Origin of the sequence: Roseateles sp., from assembly GCF_052436255.1 — a bacterium.
GTDB lineage: Bacteria > Pseudomonadota > Gammaproteobacteria > Burkholderiales > Burkholderiaceae_C > Pelomonas.
Genome location: NZ_JBQVNP010000048.1, coordinates 1 through 19,295, shown reverse-complemented (window position 1 = coordinate 19,295; position 19,295 = coordinate 1). Strand labels below are relative to the sequence as shown.

Genomic DNA, 19,295 nt, shown 5'->3' with positions numbered 1-19,295 from the left:
TGCGGTTTTTGGACAGCCTCGTTGAGGCTGTAAAAAAGGGCCATCCGTCGGGTCGGTCCTGATTCGCTTGCCGGGCCTAGCGCATCAAATACGCTGACTCACTCAGGAGTCTGTGATGCCCCGCTACAAACCCAGTGATTGCCACTTGCTGATGCTGCTGGTGGTGCTTGCTGAGCAGATCGTCCCGGTCAGCTTTGCCCTCGCGCTGGACGGCGCTGCATGATGGCCCGCAGGTCGTGCTCATCGCGCTTCCAGCGGTCAGAGGCGAGCCTGCGGGCCCGCTGTTTGCGGCGCTGGAAGTGACACGGGTCGATAAGGAGGCCTTTTCGACCGTTCACACGCCGCGGGGCTCGCGCACAGTCAGGGTCCACCCTCAGCACAGTCACCGGAACTGTCTGCCGACCCTTGAAATTGCCTCGACGCTGCATGCTCCAGCCCATCGTATTTTTCGCCAGAGCTGCTCTGGTCACGCTCTGCGCGCTCACCTTGCATCTGCCACTGCATGCCCAGGGCATGCCGCAGATCACCCCCAGCCTGAAGAAGATGCTGCTCGGCCTGCCCATCGCGCAGGAGGCCAAAGCCGCCATACCGGCCCTGGTGTCGGCGCTGGAGAAGACCCCTTGTGGGGGCGGCCTGATCGGTTGCTACAAGACGCGCAGCGGCAACCTGCAGCTCTATTTCTTCAGCAGCACCGGCGCACAGCAGACCTTCTTGTTGGTGCTGGACCAATCGATGGCGATGCCGGCACTGCTGAACCCCAAGGTGCAGAAGGTGCTCGGAGACACTTCCTTGCAGACGCCGATCATCTCGATCTCGACGACCGATTACGTCCTCGCCGCTGCGAAGATGCCGGCCGAATTGCAAGCCGTGTTGCGCGACCACTATTTCAATGTCGGCTCGCTGGAGTTCGCCAGCGGCGTGCAACTCGCGGCCCGCGCCAGCCTTGGGCCGGTCATGCAACTGGTCATGGCCAGCATGGGCGCCAAGGTCGACAATCTGACCTTGCGGGCGGCCGTGGTCATGCCCCTGCCGACCGACCTGGCCAGCGGCGCTGGCACAGGTGCCGGTCTGGCCGAGGCGATGCATCACAGCCAGACGATGGCCAAGGCGGGCGCCGATGCGATGTCACCTCAGGCCTTTGTCGAGTTCCAGTTTGCGCCCGACACCCTGCTGGCGCTGACGGTGCCGCCGGCGCTGCTGACGGATGCCACGTTCTTCATCGATAACTCGCTCACCTTCGGCTACAAGGGCAATGCAACCTTTCCGGCAGCGTCCGGCAAGAAAGTGATCATCCAGTTCCAGACGCCGCTGAGCCCGGCTGGCGCCATGGATCTGCTGGACTTCCAGTTCCGCATGGCCACGCCCGCCCAGTTCACGATGGCCGACACGTCCGCGCTGCTGCAGGCGCTCGCGTCGCCCGACCCACGGCTGGCGAAATACGGCGGCGGCTTCATTCGCAACATCCAGGCTTACAAGCAAGCGCTGGCGTCTGTGACCACGGCGTTGTCCATGGTCCAGTTGCGCAACCCCAATCCACCGTCCGACTACCGCTTCGGCGACCCTAGCAAGCCATTTCCGACCGACGACAAGGTCTTCAATTTCATCCTGCTGGGCCCGTTGGCCACAGGCGGGCCTTTGATTCACGCCGCGGGCGATGCCGTCTTCATGGGCCAGCCGATGGGCGCATTCAGTGGCACGGCCGGTGGATCGGGTCTGCAGGGCTTTGCGATGGCCGATCTTGGGCTCAAGCTCGGGCCGCTGGGCAAGGTCACGATCGAGAAGATGACCGCCAGTGTCGACATCAGCAAGAACACGCAGAGCATCGGCTTGAAGGGAAATTTCGCCGGGCAGGTGGTGCAGGCGACATTGAACGGCAGCACGCTGGCCATCAACGTGCCGGCCAATTGCGTGAACCCTTTCGAGATCAAGGCCAGCGTCACCGTCCAGGCCAGCACCAACATTGCCGATGTCTTCGACGCTCAGGGCGGTGCCAACGCCGATCCGAGCTCCATCACCGGCTGCGTGGGCGAGCAACTGCAAGCCGCGCTGAACAAGATTGCCGGCGACTACAAGAATTTGAGTGGCTACACGGCGGCGGCGGCCACGGCGCAACTCAAGCAGATCAACAGCGCGGCAGCGAAGGCCTACAACGACGCGAAGGATCAAGCTCGCAATAGCGCCCAGGCGGCCACCAACGCCGCGATGAGCTCATTCAATGCTGCCGGAAACGCATTCAAGAAATTGGGTCCCAAGCACCACAACCATGCGCATCCGGATCCCAAATTCGCGGCCTCGGTTTTCGACTGGGACTACTACTACGACAACGCGCAAGATGTCGTCAGAGCCCGTCTTGATCTGGCCACGCATTGGCGCGACAACGGGTTCGCGGAAAAGCGGCAAGGCAGCAGCGTGTTCAACGCTCAGTACTACCTCGCCCGCTACACCGACGTGCAGAAGAACTGCGGGAGTGACCTGCAATGCGCGCTTCAGCACTGGGTGGACTTCGGCGCCTACCAGGGCCGGCAGGGCAGCGCGGGCTTCAGCGTGACCAACTACCTGGCCATCCACGCCGACCTTCAATCGCGACTGGGCAAAGAGAATTACATCGACGCCATCGATGACTGGATGAATCGAGGCGAGGACGCCGGCCTCTACGGCGGCCCCGCATCACCGTCGACCGGTCCGGTCTCGGGCCCGACGCCCGCGGGCGGCGGCGGCGGCAGCCCCTGGAGCGACATCGACCATTGCGCCAATCGCACGCAGACCATCACCGGCTTCCGCATACGCGCTGGCAGCAGAGTTGACATGGTGCAGTTCGCCTACGGCAACCAGGGCTGGGCTCCGGCGCACGGCGATACGGGCAGCGGCCCCTACACGGCGGCCGTCACCTTGGCGTCGGGGGAGTACATCGTTCAGGTCAACTATCGCAGCGGCAGCGCCGTGGACAGCGTGGGCTTCACCACGAATCTGGGCAAGACCTATGGCCCGTACGGCGGCACGGGTGGCGCGCCCAACACCTACAAAGTGACGCCCGGGGAAGCGCTGGGCTGCATGGGCGGCCGCTCTGGCTCATCGATCGATCAGCTGACCTTTTCGTCGACGGGCCTGCGCTGAGATCGCTGGCGCTTGAATCGACCGGAATGCATGGTGCGTCCAAGGGGGTGGACCTACTCGGTGCATGGACCCTGCAACTGGTTCACGGGCGGACCATGCGGCGGCCTCTTCGCCTGTCGTCAGCTGCAACGCGACGGGCGCTGCAGCGGCTGCCGTGGTACAGGTTCGCGCTGGCATTCCACGGCGTCGTAGACCGCATCGCCGTCGGTCATTCACAGCACCGCGCCCTCGCGCATGCCGGCGTACAGCGCCATCGCCGTCTGGGTCGGCGGCTGGGCGCATAGGTGAACGGCCGGCGGCCCCGTGCCGTCGTAGCCGGACCCTTCAGTCATCTGCGCCCACATACAGCTCTTGGCTTGCGCAGCTCGCCCCGGCTCCTTGGGCACCTGCAGCTCGGTCTCGTCGCCGAAGACCCGCGGCGCGTCCGGCAACTCGCCGCGCAGCCGTCTGAAGCCGGTCCGAAACTGTGTTCGCCGCTTCGTGACGGGCTGAGGAGAAGGTGTCGATCTGGCGGCCAATGCATCGACAGTCTGGTGAAGCCCTGAGCCTCTTCATAATCAAGACCTGCCTCCCGCTTGCCCACGAGGCCCGCGTTCATCATGGATAAATTTTTGCTGCAGCAGCAGGTGCTGGAACGGCTCGCTGAAGACCTGTTGCAAGCCGAACAGGCAGCGCGCACGGCCCATGAAACGGCGACTCATGAAGAAAACATCGCCGAGAACAAATACGACACATTGGGCCTCGAAGCCGCCTACCTGGCCACTGGCCAGGCTCGCCGCGCCGAAGCCATCCGCCAGGCGATCGCCAACTGGCGTCAGTTCCGCCCCTGCGCCTACGACGCCGGCAAGGGCATACAGCTCGGCGCGCTGGTCTGCCTGGTCGATGCCGACGGCAATCAGCAACAGCTCTTTCTCGGCCCTGATGGCGGCAGCATGAAATTGGTGAGCGCTGCACAGCTCGTCCAGGTCATCAGCAGTGACGCCCCGTTGGGCCGGGCCATGCTGGGCAGATGCGAGGGCGATGAGGTGTCGATGCAGGTCGGTTCAACGCGACAGCGATTCGAGGTGCTGTGGGTTCACTGAGCCGCAAGCCGGTACGTCGAGTTGACCTGATCTCGTCGCTGCACAGACCTTGCCCATGCACGCATCGACGCTGACATCGCATGCGCCACCCGCCCCGCCGGGTGCGCAGCTGCCGCGGCTCTACACCTTTCGCCGCTGCCCCTATGCCATGCGCGCACGCATGGCGCTGCTGCAGGCCGGGATCGCCTTCGAGGCGGTGGAGGTCAGCCTGCGCAACAAGCCGGCAAGCCTGCTGGCCCTGTCCGCCAAGGCGACGGTGCCGGTCCTGCAGCTGCCCGATGGCGGCGTGATCGAGGAGAGTTGGGACATCATGCGCTGGGCACTGGTTGCGCCCGATGCGCAGGGCTGGTGGGCGCGGGCGCAGTGGCCCGAGAACCTGGACCTGGTACGGCGAAACGACGGCGACTTCAAGCATCACCTGGACCGCTGGAAGTACCCCCAGCGCCATGCCAATGAATCCCTCACGCCAGACGCCCACCGCGACCTGGCGCTGGAGGTGCTGCTGCGGCCGCTGGAGGCACGGCTGCACAGCGCGCCCTGCCTGGGCGGCACCACGCCATGCGCCACCGACTTGGCCGTGCTGCCCTTCGTCCGCCAGTTCGCCGCGGTGGAGCCGGGGTGGTTCGCAACGCTGGACTTGCCATCACTGCGGTCCTGGCTGGACGGCTGGCTCGTCAGCCCGCTGTTCGTCGCGTGCATGTACAAGCTGCCTGTGGAAGGCGCGACTCGCTTTCCGCCGCTCTGACGCTCCAAGGCAGCCTCCAGCGGCCACAGAGCATTCAGACCTTCGGGCGCTGCGCTAAGCCCGGCCACCGACCAGCCCGTCCCAGGCCTCGCGCATGGTGGCCAGCACCACCTGCCGGGCATCCGGGTCGCCCTGCAGCAGCGCCTTCATGTAATTGGCGACCTGCTGCAGGCTCAGGTGCGGCGGCAGCGGCGGGACGTTGGCGTCGGTCATCACCTCCAGCAGCACCGGCCGGTCGGCGGCCAGGGCCTCGGCCCAGGCACCGGCCACCTCGTCGGGGCGGTCCACGCGCCGCCCGTGCAGACCGAGGAGCCGCGCGTAGTCGGCAAATGGAAAGGCCGGCAGGTCCTGCGAGCCGCTGAACTTGGGGTCGCCCTCGCTGGCGCGTTGCTCCCACGTGACCATGTTGAGGTCGCCGTTGTTCAGCACCATCACCACCAGGCGCGGGTCGCGCCATTGGCGCCAGTGGTGGGCAATGGTGATCAGGCCGTTGATGCCCAGCATCTGCATCGCGCCGTCGCCCACCAGCGCGACGACCGGGCGGTCGGGGTGGCAGAGCTTGGCCGCCAAGGCATAGGGCACGGCATTGCCCATGGTGGCCAGGCCGCCGGAGAGCGAGCCCATCATGCCGCGCCGGGCCTTGATGTCGCGCGCATACCAGGCGGCGCTGGTGCCGGAATCGACCGTCAGGATGGCGTTGTCGGGCAGCTGCGGCGACAGCTCCCAGAACACCCGCTGGGGATTGACCGGCGTGGCCTCGTTCATCGCGCGCGCTTCGAGCACGCGCCACCATTCGCGCACGTCGGCTTCGATCTTGGCCTGCCAGCCCCGGTCTGCCTTGCGCCTGAGCAGCGGCAGCAGCGCCTGCAGCGTGCGGCGGCTGTCGCCCACGAGATTGAGCTCCATCGGGTAGCGGATGGAAAGCTTGCGGCCATCCCGGTCGATCTGCACGCCGCGCGCCTGGCCCTCCTTGGGCAGGAACTCCGAGTACGGGAAGCTCGACCCCACCATCAGCAGCGTGTCGCAGCCCTTCATCAGCTCCCAGCTCGGCACCGTGCCCAGCAGGCCGATGGCGCCGGTGACGAAGGGCAGGTCGTCCGGCACCGCGAACTTGCCCAGCAGCGCCTTGGCAATGCCGGCGCCAAGCAGGTCGGCCGTGGCGATCAGCTCGTCGGTGGCGTGCAGCGCGCCTGCACCGGCCAGGATGGCGACGCGCTCGCCCGCGTTGAGCAGGTCGGCCGCGGCGCGCAGGCTGGCCTCATCGGGCACCTGGGGCTCGCTGGTCGTGCCGATGCCGGAATGCACCGTGCCGTGCTCGTGGGGCGGCTCTTCCACCGCGTCCATGTCCTGCAGGTCGTTGGGCAGGATGACGCAGGTCACGCAGCGTCGGTCGCGCGCGATGCGCACGGCGCGGTCCACAAGGTGGCGCACCTGCGCGGGCACAGTGGCCATGTGGACGTACTCGTGGGCCACGTCCTTGAACAGGCTCAGCAGGTCGACCTCCTGCTGATAGTCGCCGCCCAGCGCGGCGCGCGCCTGCTGGCCGACGATGGCCACCACCGGCTGGTGGTCGGCCTTGGCGTCGTACAGGCCGTTGAGCAGGTGGATGGCGCCCGGCCCCGAGGTGGCCAGGCACACGCCCACCTCGCCGGTGAACTTGGCATGCGCCGTGGCCATGAAGGCCGCCAGCTCCTCGTGGCGCACCTGCACGAACTGCATGCGGTCGCCGATGCGGTTGAAGGCGCCCATCAGGCCATTGATGCCATCGCCCGGATAGCCGTAGACCCGCCGCACGCCCCAGTCGTGCAAACGCTGCAGCAAATGATCGCCTACCGTCTTGGTCATGGCTGCTCCTGGCGCCGCGTGGGCCCTGTTGCGGAGTCAGGCCTGGGCAAGCCGCGTGCCCCGACGCCGTCAGGTGCCGCCGTAGCCCTCGCGGGTGTTCTCCAGGGCGGTCTCGCTTTGTTCCTTCTGCTGCTCGGCCTGCTCCTTGGCGTGGCGCTGGGTCGATTCAGGGCTGCGCTCCGCCTGCTTGGCGTGGCCACGCGTCGGGCGGTCGGGCTGCAGCGGCTCGGCGCGCGGCGGTGAACGGTGGCCTGGGTCGTCGTGCTTCATCGTGGGTGCCTCGCAGTCGGGATGGGACAAGCCCATACGCGGCAAGTGGCGCGCCCGCGCAGGCAGCCACGCCCACCCGGGGTATCGAGTGCACCGTGGCGTCGGACGACGGAATAATCCCCCCCCATGCATCGTCTTCGCTTCCCGATCCTGCCCCTGCTGCTGAGCGCCCTGCTGGCCGGCTGCAGCAACCTGCCCTCGATGCGCGACAAGCCCAAGTCGGTCTACCAGGGCGAGAGCTTCGCGGCTGAGGAGACTTTCTCGCGCCTGTTCGACGCCAATGTCGACAGCACCTGCGAGGCAGCGCGGCGCGCGCTGCTGAGCCAGGGCTATGTCATCAGCAAGGCCGACAGCGGGCTGGTGCGCGGGTCCAAGCACTTCCAGCCGGCCGGCGAGGTGCACATGGAAATCGCCTTCAACGTCGTCTGCGTCGGCGACGGGCCCAAGCAGCAGGTTGCCACGGCCTATGTCAGCGCCCAGCAGGACCGCTATGCGCTGAAGAAGAGCAACCAGGCGGCCAGCCTGGGCGTCAGCGCCCTGGGTTCGATCTCGCTGCCGCTGTCGTCCAGCGAGGACGCCCTCGTCAAGGTGGCGTCCGAGACGATTCCGGCCGGCGAGTTCTACGACCGCTTCTTCACGCTGATGCAGCGCATGCTGCGCGAGAACACCAGCGAGCGCTGAGGACGCCCGCGCGACGCTCAGCTCGCCAGCCGCTTGGCGCGCGCCAGCAGCATGTCGCGCTGCACGTCGTTGGCGGTCAGCTCGGCGGCCAGCAGGTAGGCGTCACGCGCCTCGCCCACGCGGCCCAGGCGTTCGAGCACATCGGCGCGCGCGCCGGCCAGGTAGGGATAGCGCCGCAATTGCGGCTCGGCGGCGAGCGCGTCCAGCAGCGGCAGGGCGGCCACCGGCCCGCTGGCAAAGCTGACCGCGACGGCGCGGTTCAACGCGATCACGGGCGAGGGGTTGAGCGCCAGCAGGCGGTCGTAGCCCGCCACGATGGCTTGCCAGTCGGTGTCCTCGGCGCGGGCCGCGCGGGCATGGCAGGCGGCGATGCCGGCCTGCAGCGTGTAGGGCCCCGGGTCGCCCGACGACAGGGCGCGCGCCAGCGCCACCAGGCCGCGGCGGATCAGCAGCCGGTCCCAGCGCAGCCGGTCCTGGTCGGGCAGCAGCACCGGCCGGCCCTCGGCATCCAGCCGCGCGGGCAGGCGCGAGGCCTGGATCTCCAGCAGCGCGGCCAGGCCGTGCACTTCCGAATCCTCTGGCAGCAGGTGCTGCAGCTGGCGCGCCAGGCGCAGGGCCTCGTCGCACAGCGCCGGTCGCAGCAGGCTGGCGCCGCTGCCGGCGCTGTGGCCCTCGTTGAAGATCAGGTAGACGACGGCCAGCACCGCCGACAGGCGCTGGGCGCGCTCCGCAGCCGTGGGCAGCTCGAAGGCCTGGCCGTGCAGCGCCTTCTTGGCGCGCACGATGCGCTGGGCCACCGTCGCCTCGGGCTGCAGGAAGGCGCGCGCGATCTCGGCCGTCTCCAGGCCGCCGAGCAGGCGCAGCGTCAACGCCACCTGGGCGTCGCGCGGCAGCACCGGATGGCAGGCGATGAAGATCAAGCGCAGCTGCTCGTCGCCGATCTCGGCCTGGTCGCGCGCGGCGTCGAGGTGGTCGACGAAGTCGGGCACCACGTGGGCACCGGCGGCTTCGTCGTCGGCCGCCAGGTGCTCATGCTCGCGCGCCAGCATCGCCCGCCGGCGCAGCCGGTCCAGGGCCTTGTTGCGGGTGGCCGTCATCAGCCAGGCCGCCGGGTTGGTGGGCTGGCCGTCGCGCGGCCAGCTCTCGATGGCGCTGATGAGGGCGTCCTGGGCGCAGTCCTCGGCTTCGTCCAGGTCGCGCAGCAGCTTGGCGGCCGCGCCCACGAGGCGGCTGCGCTCGATGCGCCAGACGCCGGCGGCGGTGTCGGCATCGCTCACGGCCGTGGCGCCCGGCCGCGTGTAGCCGCACGCAACGCTTGAAGCGAATGCGGAAATACAACCACAGAGGCACAGAGACACAGAGAAGACCTCCGTGCATTCCTCCGTGCCTCTGTGTCTCTGTGGTTGCCTTTTGATTTCACTTCAACTGCCGCTGTAAGCCTGCTTTAGGGCCGCGAGGTCGATCTTCTCCATTTGCCAGATGGCCTGGAAGACGCGTTGCACGCGCGCCGGGTCGGGGTCGCGGATCATCTCGAACCAGGCCGCGGGGATGATCTGCCAGGACAGGCCCCAGGCATCCTCCACCCAGCCGCAGGCCTTGGGCTTGCCGCCGCCGGCCTGCAGTTGCTGCCAGAGATGGTCGATCTCGGCCTGGTCCTCGCAGGCGACCATCAGCGAGAACGCCTCGGTGAGCTTGAAGTGGGGGCCGCCGTTGAAGGCGGTCATCTGCTGGCCGAGCAGTTCGAACTGCACCACCATGACGGCACCGGCCTCACCGGGCGAGTTCTCGCCCCAGCGCTGCGTATGGATGACGCGGCCCTTGTCGGCCCCGAACACCTTCAGGTAGTGGGCCACCGCGTCTTCGGCGCCACCCTGGTACCAGATGAAGGGCGTGAGCTTTTGTTGGATGTGCATGCCCGTTCCTCAGCCCTGGGGAGGCGTGCCGGTCATATGGACCAGCTCCCAGATGTGGCCGTCCAGGTCCTCGAAGCCGTGGCCATACATGAAGCCATGGTCCTGTGGCTCGCGCGGCACGCTGCCGCCGGCGGCGCGGGCCTTGGCGACGAGCTGGTCGACCTCGTCGCGGCTTTCGCAGCTCAGGCACACCAGCACCTCGGTCGCGGCCTTGGCATCCACCAGCGGCTTGCCGGTGAAGGTCTTGGCGAAGTCCTCGGCCAACAGCATGGCGTAGAGGTTGTCGCCGAGCACGAGGGCGGCGCCCAGGTCGTTGGTGAACTGCGGGTTGAAGCTGTAGCCCATGGCTTCGAAGAAGGCCTTGCTGGCGGGCAAGTTCTTGCAGGGGAGGTTGACGAAGATCTGCTTGTGCATGGCGATGCGCTCAAAGCGGTTGGACGAGATGGATGAGATTGCCGCAGCCGTCCTCGAAGATGACGGCCTTGATGGGGCCCATCTCGACGGGCTCGCCGCGCACGACGACGCCGCGCTCGCGCAGCTTGCGCGCCTCCGCCGCGACGTCGGTCGTGACGAAGGCATTGAGGGGAACGCCGGCGTCGTACAGCGCCTTCTGATAGACCTTGGAGGCCTCCATGTTCATCGGGTCCAGCGACAGCTCGACGCCCTCGATGCCTTCGGGCGACACCACCGTCAGCCAGCGGTAGGTCGGCCCCATCTGGATGTCGGCCATCTTCTTGAAGCCCAGTTTCTGCGTGTAGAAAGCCAGCGCCTTGTCCTGGTCGTCGACCATGACGCTCGTTACCTTGATCTGCATGACGGGTCCTTTCAATGTGTGGATTCGGACAGGGCCTTCAGGCGCTGCAGCGCTCTGGGCCAGCTGTCGTTGAGGAAATCGGTGAAGCCGTCGTCCCAGCTTTGCAGATGGACGACGACACGCGTGCCGCCGTCGGGCGTGGTGCTGAACACGTAGCGCTCGACGGCGGGGGTCTGGTGCAGCGGGCTGTCGGCGACGGGTCGGCCGTCCCTGATTTCGCCTACAAGCCGCAGCGACAGCACGTCGTGCAGGCGGTTCTCGTCGACGACAGCCTCCATGCCAAAGCCCCGCGGGTCGAGAAAGCGCAGCCGCCGGCCGGCTTGCCAGCTGCCTTCGTAATACGAGCCTTCGCCGAAGGGGCGCGTCCAGTCCCGGTATGCCGTGGCGTCGAACATGCAGTCCCACACCCGCGCCACCGGGGCCGTGATGCCGATGCTGAATTGCAGGTCTTTCATGGCCGGCCCTCAGCGAGCCGGCGCAGGTTCTGCAGGCCGTCCTCGAAATCGCTGCCGACCCTCTTGTCCATGTCGATGAAGACCCCCATCAGCTTGGTCACGAAGCTGGCCGGGCCGCGCATCGTCCAGCGCACCTCGGTGGCGCCGTCGGCGGTGGGCTGCAGGGCCAGCTCGGCGGCGCTGTGGGCCTCGAAGGGCTTGATGAAATCCAGCTTCATCTGCACCGCGCGGCCGGGCTGCTGGCCGGTGATCTCGAGGACCCCGGTGCCGACCTTGTCGCTCTCCCACGCATAGCGCGAACCGACGCCGCTGGCCGCGCCGGCGTACTGGCTCTTGAGCAGCGGATCCTTGCGATCGTAGGGGTTCCAGCGGTTGAAGGCGCGCAGCTCGCTGACCAGCGGCCAGACCTTGTCGGCGGGTGCGGCGATGCGGGCGCGGCGCTCGACGCGGAACTCGTCGGGTCGGGTGGACGCATAGACCAGCAATGCCAGAACGGCCGCCGCCAGTGCGACGAGGACGTAGGACAGGGTGCTCATGGCGCCGTCCTCACTCGGTGCGGATGGCCATGTCGCCACCGGGGGCAAAGTCGGCCTCCTCGTACAGGCGCCGCACCTCGATCTCGCAACCGATGCCGACGAAGGGCATCGGGAAGCGGGCGGCCCAGGCATGGGCCTCTTCGGCCGAACGGACCTGGATCAGCGTGTAGCCGGCGATCAGTTCCTTGCTCTCGGCGAACGGGCCGTCGATGCGCTCGATGCGCCCGTCGGCGTGGTAGCGCTGGCGCCAGCCGTCCCGGCTGGGCGCCAAGCCGGCGCCGTCCAGCAGCACGCCGGCACGCGCCATCTCGCCATGGAAGGCCCCCATCTCCTCGAACAGCTTGGCGTACTCCGGCCCGGGCGGGTCGCCACGCTCGCTGACCGCGTTGGCTCGGACTTGGATCATGAATCGCATCGGGGTCTCCTGGGTTCGCGGCAGCGCTCATGCCCTGCCTTCAAACCATCGACGATCCATGCGACCTGCTTTCGACACGCCTCGGGAAACTACCGACATCCCAAACGTTGGGGGGATGTGCGCCCCGCCCCGGGCGCCGGGCCGCTCCCAAGGCGGCCCGTCAGGCGATGTGTCGGCCGCGCGGCCCGCAAGACCGGCTGGGCTCGCCCGCGTCCCGCGGCGCGAGACCGGAAGGCGGGCTCACAAATAGCACGGTCCGACCCCCCGCACCTCCACCGTAGCCCATTCCGCAGCGGGGCAGCGCTCGGCCCAGGCCATGGCGACGTTGGCATCGTCGGTGTCGAGCAGGAAATAGCCGCCCACCATCTCCTTGGCCTCCGCAAAGGGGCCGTCCCAGACCTGGGCGCTGCCATTGCGCTTGGCCAGGCGCTTGGCGGCCGAGCCCAGGGAGTTGACACCCAGCAGCAGGCCTTCGGCCTGCAGTTCGGCGGCGAAGTCCAGCATGCGCTGGTAGACGGCCTCGCCGGCGGGGCGGCCACGTTCGGAACGCTGGCCGGTGGGTTCGATGATGAGCAGCAACTGGGGCATGGCGGGTCCGCGGTCGGTGGCAACAAGGCGGCATTCTGGCGCCTGCGCCTTCCTGAGGATGGCAGTTGCTGGTGCAGGCCGCGACCAGCCGGCCCAGGGTCCTAGCGTCTCATCGGCGAGCCCCCGCGCCAGGCCGGGTCGGACCAGCGCTGAAAAGCGCCCAGCAGCGCGGGCTCGCCCGACTGCCGCTCCGTGACCAGGTTGGCCAGGGTGACGACCTCGAAGCTGCGGCGGTATCTGCCCTCGGCGCGGAACTCGCGCGCCACCAGCATCTGCGCGCCGCCCGGCACCCAGCCGGCGAACTCGGCCACGCCCAGGCCCGGCCTTGCCGGGGCTGGCGGCATCACGTCGATGCGCCAGCCGCCGCCCCTGCCCGGGGCCTTCTGGAACACCCACAGCTCACGCCAGCCGTCCAGCGGCTGCACGGCCAGGGCCAGCGCGCGGCCCTCGCGGTTCAGGGTGGCGGAAGCCAGCGCCACCTGGCCGAAGCTGCAACGGCGCGCGGCCGGTTTGCCAGCCTCCTTCAGCTCCACGCAGCGCTCGCCGTCGGCGCCGGGCTGGAGCGTCAGCGCGAGGCTGCCGAAGTCACGCGCCGTCACGCTGGTGCCCAACCACCGCGCGGCGTTCACGCGCATCGCGGCTTCGTTGTAGGCGGGCTGGTCGTCCTCGGTCAGCTCGGCCGGGGCGATGGCGGCAAAGTCGCCCAACGCCGGCGCCACCTCGCCGGCCGTACCACGCCGGGCCTGGGCAAAGGCCAGGCTGGCGGCCACGCTCGCGCGGCGCATCAACAGGCGGTTCTTCCAATGCGGCGCCAACGTGGCCGCGTCGACCTGGGCCAGCACCTGCTGGCGCCAGGCGTCGCGCGCCTCCTGCTCGCGCACGGTGGCACGCGGGTTCAGGCAGTCGGCGCGCGTCAAGGCCAGCGCGGCGCGCACGCGCTGCTCAGGCGTCGCTTGCGTGACGAGGAGGCGGCGGAACACCTCGCCGTCGTAGCAGACCTGCACGCGACCGTCCTCGGCATCGGCCTGCTCGAACTTCAGCCCATAGCGCGCCGCCACGTCCAACTGCATGGCGAGCTGGCCTTCGTTTGGCTTGGCGGACGGCATCGACGCGCGGTCGGCGATGCGCTCGGCCAACCTGCCCATCGCATCCAGGGCCTCGGCGCCACCGGGACCGCCCATCTCGGCCGGCGTGGCGACCTGCACGAAGGCCGCAGCCAGGCCGAGGCCCAGGCCCTCGGTGCCGACCTGCTGGCGCGCCAGGCGCAGCTGCGACAACAGCTCGGCGCTGGCGCCCCCGTCTGCATGCGCGCGCGGCACCAGCAAGACCTGGCCCTTGCGCAGCCAGCCGCCGCGCTCGCGGCGGTAGTCCCACACCTGCCAGTGGTCACCACGCTCGCCGCGAATCTCCAGCGCCTCGCCACGGCCCAGCTGCGCCTGCAACGAGGCGGTGTCGCGCGGCGCACCGCGCAGCGGCGCGTCCTGGGACACCAGGCCTGCGCGCGGAAAGGCGGGCAGGTCGGCGGCTTCGGCCTGGGTGATGACAAGGGCCGCAGCCGCGGAGGCAGCAACGATCAGGGCAATGCGACGCATGGTGGCTTACTCCTGCTCCGCATCGGCGGCCCTGGGCGCAGGGGCCACGCCAGCCAGCAGCGCGCTGCCGATGAAGCCGCCCGAGCCCGGCGGCGCGATGATGACCTGCACCTTGTCCGAGAGCTTGTCGGCCATGGCCTTTTGCACCAGCAGTGGGTGTCGGGTCAGCAGCGCGCCTTCGGCGGCCATCTGCACCGCTTGTGCCTTGCCCACCTGCACCACGCGGTAGGCCTCGGCGTCGGCCAGCTTCTGGCGCGCGGCGGCCTCGGCGTCGATCTCGATGCGGCGCGCCTGCGCCTGGCCCTCCGCCTGCTTCACGCGCGCGGCGCTGTCGGCCTGGGCTTCCAGCGCGCGCTGCTCGATCAGCTTTTGCTTGAAGGGCAGCACATGGCGCATCGCCTCCTCCTGCGCCTTGGCGGCAATGATCTGCTCGCGCCCGGCGGCCTCGGCGGCCGTCTCGCGGCGCACCTTGTCGGCCGCCGCCTGCAGCTCGGTCTGCCTGACCTGCTTCTCGCTGATCTCCAGCGTGTAGCGCATGCGCTCGCTGGCCAGGCTGTCCGACAGCAGGCGGTCCATGCCGCGGCGGTAGTCGGGCGGCAGGTCCACCGAGCCGATCTGCACCCCCTTGAGCACGATGCCGTCGGGGGCCAGCCTGGTGCGCAGCTCGGCCTCCAGCGCCGCAGCGATCTCGGCGCGCTGGCTGGAGAAGATCTCGCGCACGGTGCGCTTGGCAATCTGCTTGTAGACGACGGCCTGCACGGCCGGCGCAATGACATCGGCCTCGATGTCGTCCGGCAGCCGGGCGCGCAGCTCGGGCAGACGCGTGGTGTCCACGCTCCAGCGCACCGTCATGTCCAGACCCAGCGACAGGCCTTCCACCGACTGCAGCGGCGACGGGCCGGTGGCCTTGGCGATGCCGGCCGGGCGATAGCTCTGGTCGCGCAGCGGGAACAGCCGCACCTCATGCAGGCCCGGGATGCGCACGAAGCTGCCGGCGCGGAACTCGCTCGTGCCGCCGCTGAACGGGTTGGTGCGCAGCGCGGCCTGCCCGTGAGGCACGGCCTGCACGGGAGGGTGTGTGACGACACCGTAGCCCAGGGCCGTGACGACCGTGACCACCAGCAGCGGCGGCAGCGCGCGCCGCAGCGAGCGGGCGGCGGTGGGCGCCGCATCGAGGCCGCGGCTCGCGCTGCGGCTGAAGGCGTGGCGAAGGGATGCGGCGAGGCTCTTGAGGCGGGTCAGCACGTGGGCTCCTTGGACGCTTGCATCGGTTTGATGCATGGCGGCCATGGTTCCCGTTGCGCCAGGAAGGCACGAGTGGGGCGTGGGGTGGATGTCTTCCGGGCGGGCGGAAGGAATCTTCCGCAGGCGACGGGAGCGCCGGTCTGCCCCGCTCCAGCCGCGACTTCGCATGGCGTCCGCCACTTTGTCGCCAGAATCCCGCCATGCCCAAGCCGACCACTGCCGACACCAGCGCCGCCGTGGACGAGTTCATGGCGGCGCTCGACCACCCCTTCAAGACCGGGATCGAGACGCTGCGCCAGGCCATCCTCGCGGTGGACCCGGCCATCGCCGAAGGCATCAAGTGGAATGCGCCAAGCTGGCGCACGACCGAGTACTTCGCCACCACGCATCTGCGCAGCAAGACCGGGCTCGGGCTGATCCTGCACCTGGGCGCCAAGGCGCGCGCGCTGCCTGCGGGTGGGCTGCAGATCACCGACTCCGCCGGCCTGCTGAAGTGGCTCGGCAAGGACCGCGCCCAGGTCGAATTCAGCTCTGCCGCCGACCTCTCCGCCAAGCTGGCCGCATTGCAGGCCCTGCTGCGTCAGTGGATCACCTACGTCTGATCAAACCCCATGCCACGCATCGCCGTCATCGAAGACGACCCCACCACCAGCGCGCAGCTCGCAGGCTGGATACGCGCCGCCCGCCCGGAGCTGACGGTCGACCAATGGTTCGACCGCGACGCGGCGGAAGCCGCGCTGCTGCGCGAGCGCTACGACCTCGTCGTGCTGGACATCGAGCTGGGCCACGAGCGCAATGCCGGCGTGGCGCTGATCAACGAGATCAACAAGCAGGGCCTGGGCACGCCGGTGCTGGTGGTGTCGGCCATGCCGGCGGCCATCTACCGCAGCATCATGAAGGCGCTGGACGCCTGGGATTACCTGCAGAAGACCACCTTCGACGAGGCTGAGTTCGTCGAGACCTTTTTGGACATCCTGCGCACGGCGCGGCTGCGCGAACCCGCAACCAGGCCCGTTGTCAGGCCGACGGATGACAGCCTGCTGCTCGACCCGCTGTGGCAGCGCACGCCGATGTGGCGGCAACAGCGCATCAACCTGCCACTGACGGCGCAGCGCATCCTGGCCACGCTGCATGCGCGCACCGGCGAGGTGGTCAGCTATGAGGAGCTGTTCGACGTGGTGAAGAGCGGACGCAACCGCGACAACGTGCGCAAGCATGTGGCCACCATCCGCGATGCCTTCCGCGACGTCGACCCCAGCTTCGACGGCATCGAGAACATTCCGATGCGCGGCTTTCGCTGGACTGGCGGATGAGGCTCGGGCGCATCGACGTCCCGCTGCCCGACATGCCGCGCCTGGGCCTCGCGGCCTTTCGCAACCGCATCGTCTTCCACCTCGTCTTCATCGCGTTGGCCCTGGCTACGCTGGCGCTGGCCGTCGCGCTGTTGAACGAGGAGCGCCAGCGCAACGCCCAGCGCTACCAGCAGACCTTCGCGAAGTCGCTGGCCGGGGTGGTCGCCCAGCTGCGCCACCCGTCGGGCCAGCTCGCGCTGATGAACCCGGAACTGCCCCAGGTCGAGCCGGGCTGGGTGGCGCCGCTGGTGCTGCCGTTCGCGGCCATCGATTTCGACGATGCGACCAAGGCCCGGCGCGCCGTCGAGATGGCCGGCTGTGCGCTGCCGTATCCGGATGGCGCCAGCCTGTGCGCCGCGGTGGGCAGCAATGCCTATGCGGGCGGCTTCGTCTACCTGGTCGCCAGCCTTGACGCGCCGCCGCTGGTCAGCCGCGCGCGCGGCGCGACTGACCTCGCGGACGCGCACCGCGCGCGCATCAGCCTGCGGCAGGGCGGCGTCGAGCAGCATTGGCTGGCGCCCGTCGAGGCGCTGGATGCCTACCGCGGCCAGCTGCCAGGGTTTGCCGTCGATGCGGCCGACACCGCGACGCTGCCACGCAAGGCCCGCCCGCAGCGCGACTTCCGTGGCTGGGTGTGGCGCGAGGGGCCCTGCCTGGCCGGCGGCAAGCCCTGTGCGCGCCGAACGACGATCTCCATCCGCCTGCCGGTCGAGGCTTTCCGCGAGGCACTGTTCCGCCCCGGCGGCCCGCAGTGGCCGCCCAGCGACCTGGCGCGCACCGGCCTGCGGCTGGCCCTGCTCGGCCCCGGCGGCACGACCTTGTTTGACAGCGCCAGTGCCAGCGTTGAAGCGCCATTGACGCTGCCGCGCCTGGCTGCCACGCTGGCGCCGGGCGAGACCCTGCAGATCAAGCGCGGCGCGAACGTCGTTGCGCTGCTGCAAGCTGCCGAGGAAGCCGGCGCGCCGCCGTCGCCCTGGCTGACCGCGCTGATCCAGCACCTGCCCGCCCCGGCCACGCCACGCCAGCTGAGCGCGCAAGACAGCGTCAAGACGCCGGCCGGGCGCTTCGACATCACGCTGACCGGCGACCTGCAGGGGCTGGACCGGTCTTTGAGCGCCAGCGCCGCGCGCCTGGCCTGGCCGGTGGGCGCGATGCTGGCGTCCATCGCGCTGGCCTGGCTGATCATCGAGGTGGGCCTGATCCGCCGCGTCGCCGTGCTGACGAAGCGCGCCGCGGCGCTGTCTCACCAGCTGCAGGCGCCCGAGCGCTTCGAGCTGGGCATGCTGGACGTGGCCGACCTGCGCGGCCGCGACGAGCTGGGCATCCTGGCCGGCAGCCTGGCGGACCTGCTGCAGCACGCCCGCGACAGCCTGCGCCGCGAGCAGCTGCGCGCCGAGCGCGAACACGACCAGTGGCATGCCGTGGGTCACGAGATCATGTCGCCGCTGCAGTCGTTGATGCTGCTGCACGCCGCAGACGCCGATCCGAGTCGCCGTTATGTCCAGCGCATGCAGCAGGCCGTGAAGGTGCTTTACGGTCAAGCCTCACCCAGCGAGGCGCTGGCCGCCGCGACGCTGAGCGTCGGCCGGCTGGACCTGGACGCCTTCCTGCGCCAGGTGGCTGAGAACGCTGCCTATGCGGGCATTGCCGACGTGACCTACACGCCCGCGGCCGAGCCGGTGTGGGTGCAAGCCGACGAGTACCCGCTGGAGGACGCCATCACCCACGTGCTGAGCAACGCCGACCGCTACCGCGTGGCGGGCACGCCCATCACGTTGCTGCTGGAGGTGGCGGGTGAACTGGCCACCATCGCCATCCACAACCAGGGCCCGCAGATCGCCGACGAGCAGCTCGCGCACATCTTCGACTACGGCGTCAGCGACGCCGAGCCGCACGACAGCCAGCGACGCGGCCAGGGCTTGTTTGTCGCCAAGACCTATCTGGCCAAGATGGGCGGCAGCATTGCGGCACGCCATGTAGCCGACGGCGTCGTGTTCGAAATCGCGCTCAGGCGAGGTTAGCCCTTGCTGACGCGGGCCAGCAGTTCCCGGGCGGCCAGTTCGGAACCGAGCGACGCCTCCAGGGGTGCGCGGCATAGCCCGGCATGGGCGTACTGCAGGTTCTCGTAGATCTCGGCGCTGGCGGGCAGATGGTCCAGCAGGGCGGGTAGCGCCTTGTGGCCCTGGTGGGCCTGCAGCTCGGCGCCGATCTTCTGCACCAGCAGCCGGTATTGGTGTGGATCGGCCGCACCGCCCTGGCCGTCGAGGGCCTGCAGCAGCTGCGACAGGCGGACGAAGGGCAAAAGTTCGGTCGGGACGTTGAGGCGAATGACTTGGGACATGGTGGTGGTCTTTCGGCATCCCACATGCTCCCCATCCGCCGTGTTTCAAGCCCGCAAGCTGTGACAGGCTGAACATCGGCCGCCCCGCCCCCCCGGCTTGAAAGCCGGCAACCCGCTCCCATTTGACGGCGATGAAATCACTCGGCCACCGCGCCACCGGCCTCCGCCTAGATGTAGTTTCTCAGGACGTTGTTCACCTCAAACCCCAGCCGTGAGGCGGGAGGTTTGTGGCCGGTGGCAGAGTGAGGGCGATGGAAGTTGTAGTGCTGCATCCAGGGCGCAAGCTCAGCGGCGCGGACGTCGGAGC

General features: G+C 68.9%; 22 protein-coding genes. 7 read left to right on the top strand and 15 right to left on the bottom strand.

Features of this window, described 5'->3' with window-relative positions:
- Positions 1–426: 426 nt before the first annotated feature.
- Complete coding sequence (locus ACT6S0_RS12960) at positions 427–3,114, top strand: jacalin-like lectin (RefSeq protein ID WP_444764240.1); 2,688 nt, start codon at positions 427–429, stop codon at positions 3,112–3,114.
- A gap of 212 nt (positions 3,115–3,326) precedes the next feature.
- On the opposite strand, the gene ACT6S0_RS12955 is transcribed toward ACT6S0_RS12960, so the two are convergent.
- Positions 3,327–3,632: an IS66 family transposase gene (locus tag ACT6S0_RS12955; protein ID WP_444764239.1), complete on the bottom strand. Its 306-nt coding sequence runs from the start codon at positions 3,630–3,632 to the stop codon at positions 3,327–3,329.
- A gap of 81 nt (positions 3,633–3,713) precedes the next feature.
- Between ACT6S0_RS12955 and ACT6S0_RS12950 the strand changes: the two genes are divergently transcribed.
- Together ACT6S0_RS12950 and ACT6S0_RS12945 are read left to right on the top strand one after the other, a co-directional pair.
- Entirely contained in the window at positions 3,714–4,196 is a 483-nt protein-coding gene (locus tag ACT6S0_RS12950) for a GreA/GreB family elongation factor (protein ID WP_444764256.1), read from the top strand.
- Positions 4,197–4,251: 55 nt separating this feature from the next.
- A complete protein-coding gene (locus ACT6S0_RS12945; protein ID WP_444764238.1) occupies positions 4,252–4,941 on the top strand; it encodes a glutathione S-transferase in 690 nt (229 codons plus the stop codon).
- Positions 4,942–4,995: 54 nt separating this feature from the next.
- Here the strand turns inward: ACT6S0_RS12945 and ACT6S0_RS12940 are convergent, their stop codons facing one another.
- Both ACT6S0_RS12940 and ACT6S0_RS12935 read right to left on the bottom strand, forming a co-directional pair.
- On the bottom strand, positions 4,996–6,786 hold the full coding sequence (locus ACT6S0_RS12940) for a thiamine pyrophosphate-requiring protein (protein ID WP_444764237.1): 1,791 nt from the start codon (positions 6,784–6,786) through the stop codon (positions 4,996–4,998).
- 69 nt (positions 6,787–6,855) lie between these two features.
- On the bottom strand, positions 6,856–7,056 hold the full coding sequence (locus tag ACT6S0_RS12935) for a hypothetical protein (protein ID WP_444764236.1): 201 nt from the start codon (positions 7,054–7,056) through the stop codon (positions 6,856–6,858).
- Between the two features lie 126 nt (positions 7,057–7,182).
- On the opposite strand from ACT6S0_RS12935, the gene ACT6S0_RS12930 reads away from it, so the two are divergent.
- Positions 7,183–7,737, top strand: a complete 555-nt coding sequence (locus ACT6S0_RS12930) for a DUF2242 domain-containing protein (RefSeq protein WP_444764235.1) — start codon at positions 7,183–7,185, stop codon at positions 7,735–7,737.
- Positions 7,738–7,754: 17 nt separating this feature from the next.
- Here ACT6S0_RS12930 and ACT6S0_RS12925 read toward each other — a convergent pair whose 3' ends face one another.
- The 10 genes from ACT6S0_RS12925 to ACT6S0_RS12880 form a co-directional block, all read right to left on the bottom strand.
- A complete protein-coding gene (locus tag ACT6S0_RS12925; RefSeq protein ID WP_444764234.1) occupies positions 7,755–9,014 on the bottom strand; it encodes an RNA polymerase sigma factor in 1,260 nt (419 codons plus the stop codon).
- Between the two features lie 144 nt (positions 9,015–9,158).
- Positions 9,159–9,650, bottom strand: a complete 492-nt coding sequence (locus ACT6S0_RS12920; RefSeq protein WP_444764233.1) for a VOC family protein — start codon at positions 9,648–9,650, stop codon at positions 9,159–9,161.
- 9 nt (positions 9,651–9,659) lie between these two features.
- Entirely contained in the window at positions 9,660–10,064 is a 405-nt protein-coding gene (locus ACT6S0_RS12915; protein ID WP_444764232.1) for a VOC family protein, read from the bottom strand.
- 10 nt (positions 10,065–10,074) lie between these two features.
- Positions 10,075–10,464, bottom strand: a complete 390-nt coding sequence (locus tag ACT6S0_RS12910) for a VOC family protein (protein ID WP_444764231.1) — start codon at positions 10,462–10,464, stop codon at positions 10,075–10,077.
- Between the two features lie 11 nt (positions 10,465–10,475).
- On the bottom strand, positions 10,476–10,919 hold the full coding sequence (locus ACT6S0_RS12905; protein WP_444764230.1) for an SRPBCC domain-containing protein: 444 nt from the start codon (positions 10,917–10,919) through the stop codon (positions 10,476–10,478).
- Positions 10,916–11,455 (bottom strand): SRPBCC family protein, encoded by a 540-nt coding sequence (locus ACT6S0_RS12900; protein ID WP_444764229.1) that lies wholly within the window; start codon positions 11,453–11,455, stop codon positions 10,916–10,918. The genes ACT6S0_RS12905 and ACT6S0_RS12900 overlap by 4 nt, the downstream gene beginning before the upstream one ends.
- A gap of 10 nt (positions 11,456–11,465) precedes the next feature.
- Complete coding sequence (locus tag ACT6S0_RS12895) at positions 11,466–11,870, bottom strand: YciI family protein (protein WP_444764228.1); 405 nt, start codon at positions 11,868–11,870, stop codon at positions 11,466–11,468.
- Positions 11,871–12,110: 240 nt separating this feature from the next.
- Complete coding sequence (locus ACT6S0_RS12890) at positions 12,111–12,458, bottom strand: YciI family protein (RefSeq protein ID WP_444764227.1); 348 nt, start codon at positions 12,456–12,458, stop codon at positions 12,111–12,113.
- Positions 12,459–12,559: 101 nt separating this feature from the next.
- A complete protein-coding gene (locus ACT6S0_RS12885; RefSeq protein ID WP_444764226.1) occupies positions 12,560–14,050 on the bottom strand; it encodes a hypothetical protein in 1,491 nt (496 codons plus the stop codon).
- A gap of 6 nt (positions 14,051–14,056) precedes the next feature.
- The gene (locus tag ACT6S0_RS12880; RefSeq protein WP_444764225.1) at positions 14,057–15,295 is read right to left on the bottom strand and encodes an SPFH domain-containing protein; all 1,239 of its coding nucleotides are present in this window, start codon (positions 15,293–15,295) and stop codon (positions 14,057–14,059) included.
- A 200-nt stretch (positions 15,296–15,495) separates the two neighbouring features.
- On the opposite strand from ACT6S0_RS12880, the gene ACT6S0_RS12875 reads away from it, so the two are divergent.
- Genes ACT6S0_RS12875 through ACT6S0_RS12865 form a run of 3 tightly spaced genes read left to right on the top strand, consistent with a single transcriptional unit; the run spans position 15,496 to position 18,668 of the window.
- Positions 15,496–15,897, top strand: a complete 402-nt coding sequence (locus tag ACT6S0_RS12875; protein ID WP_444764224.1) for a DUF1801 domain-containing protein — start codon at positions 15,496–15,498, stop codon at positions 15,895–15,897.
- A 9-nt stretch (positions 15,898–15,906) separates the two neighbouring features.
- Positions 15,907–16,608 (top strand): response regulator transcription factor, encoded by a 702-nt coding sequence (locus tag ACT6S0_RS12870; protein ID WP_444764223.1) that lies wholly within the window; start codon positions 15,907–15,909, stop codon positions 16,606–16,608.
- On the top strand, positions 16,605–18,668 hold the full coding sequence (locus ACT6S0_RS12865; RefSeq protein WP_444764222.1) for a sensor histidine kinase: 2,064 nt from the start codon (positions 16,605–16,607) through the stop codon (positions 18,666–18,668). The genes ACT6S0_RS12870 and ACT6S0_RS12865 overlap by 4 nt, the downstream gene beginning before the upstream one ends.
- Here the strand turns inward: ACT6S0_RS12865 and ACT6S0_RS12860 are convergent.
- Together ACT6S0_RS12860 and ACT6S0_RS12855 are read right to left on the bottom strand one after the other, a co-directional pair.
- A complete protein-coding gene (locus ACT6S0_RS12860) occupies positions 18,665–18,988 on the bottom strand; it encodes a hypothetical protein (RefSeq protein WP_444764221.1) in 324 nt (107 codons plus the stop codon). The two genes, ACT6S0_RS12865 and ACT6S0_RS12860, sit on opposite strands and share 4 nt — an antisense overlap.
- Positions 18,989–19,155: 167 nt before the next feature.
- Positions 19,156–19,295 (bottom strand): integrase core domain-containing protein (locus ACT6S0_RS12855; RefSeq protein ID WP_444764255.1); only part of this gene is annotated, 140 nt, incomplete at its 5' end.

What these genes read in the sequence shown, in the direction of transcription:
- ACT6S0_RS12960 (WP_444764240.1), top strand. Translation starts at nt 427, where the DNA reads ATGCTCCAGCCCATCGTATTTTTCGCCAGAGCTGCTCTGGTCACGCTC.
- ACT6S0_RS12950 (WP_444764256.1), top strand. Translation starts at nt 3,714, where the DNA reads ATGGATAAATTTTTGCTGCAGCAGCAGGTGCTGGAACGGCTCGCTGAA.
- ACT6S0_RS12945 (WP_444764238.1), top strand. Translation starts at nt 4,252, where the DNA reads ATGCACGCATCGACGCTGACATCGCATGCGCCACCCGCCCCGCCGGGT.
- ACT6S0_RS12940 (WP_444764237.1), bottom strand. Translation starts at nt 6,786, where the DNA reads ATGACCAAGACGGTAGGCGATCATTTGCTGCAGCGTTTGCACGACTGG.
- ACT6S0_RS12935 (WP_444764236.1), bottom strand. Translation starts at nt 7,056, where the DNA reads ATGAAGCACGACGACCCAGGCCACCGTTCACCGCCGCGCGCCGAGCCG.
- ACT6S0_RS12930 (WP_444764235.1), top strand. Translation starts at nt 7,183, where the DNA reads ATGCATCGTCTTCGCTTCCCGATCCTGCCCCTGCTGCTGAGCGCCCTG.
- ACT6S0_RS12920 (WP_444764233.1), bottom strand. Translation starts at nt 9,650, where the DNA reads ATGCACATCCAACAAAAGCTCACGCCCTTCATCTGGTACCAGGGTGGC.
- ACT6S0_RS12915 (WP_444764232.1), bottom strand. Translation starts at nt 10,064, where the DNA reads ATGCACAAGCAGATCTTCGTCAACCTCCCCTGCAAGAACTTGCCCGCC.
- ACT6S0_RS12910 (WP_444764231.1), bottom strand. Translation starts at nt 10,464, where the DNA reads ATGCAGATCAAGGTAACGAGCGTCATGGTCGACGACCAGGACAAGGCG.
- ACT6S0_RS12905 (WP_444764230.1), bottom strand. Translation starts at nt 10,919, where the DNA reads ATGAAAGACCTGCAATTCAGCATCGGCATCACGGCCCCGGTGGCGCGG.
- ACT6S0_RS12900 (WP_444764229.1), bottom strand. Translation starts at nt 11,455, where the DNA reads ATGAGCACCCTGTCCTACGTCCTCGTCGCACTGGCGGCGGCCGTTCTG.
- ACT6S0_RS12895 (WP_444764228.1), bottom strand. Translation starts at nt 11,870, where the DNA reads ATGCGATTCATGATCCAAGTCCGAGCCAACGCGGTCAGCGAGCGTGGC.
- ACT6S0_RS12890 (WP_444764227.1), bottom strand. Translation starts at nt 12,458, where the DNA reads ATGCCCCAGTTGCTGCTCATCATCGAACCCACCGGCCAGCGTTCCGAA.
- ACT6S0_RS12885 (WP_444764226.1), bottom strand. Translation starts at nt 14,050, where the DNA reads ATGCGTCGCATTGCCCTGATCGTTGCTGCCTCCGCGGCTGCGGCCCTT.
- ACT6S0_RS12875 (WP_444764224.1), top strand. Translation starts at nt 15,496, where the DNA reads ATGCCCAAGCCGACCACTGCCGACACCAGCGCCGCCGTGGACGAGTTC.
- ACT6S0_RS12870 (WP_444764223.1), top strand. Translation starts at nt 15,907, where the DNA reads ATGCCACGCATCGCCGTCATCGAAGACGACCCCACCACCAGCGCGCAG.
- ACT6S0_RS12865 (WP_444764222.1), top strand. Translation starts at nt 16,605, where the DNA reads ATGAGGCTCGGGCGCATCGACGTCCCGCTGCCCGACATGCCGCGCCTG.
- ACT6S0_RS12860 (WP_444764221.1), bottom strand. Translation starts at nt 18,988, where the DNA reads ATGTCCCAAGTCATTCGCCTCAACGTCCCGACCGAACTTTTGCCCTTC.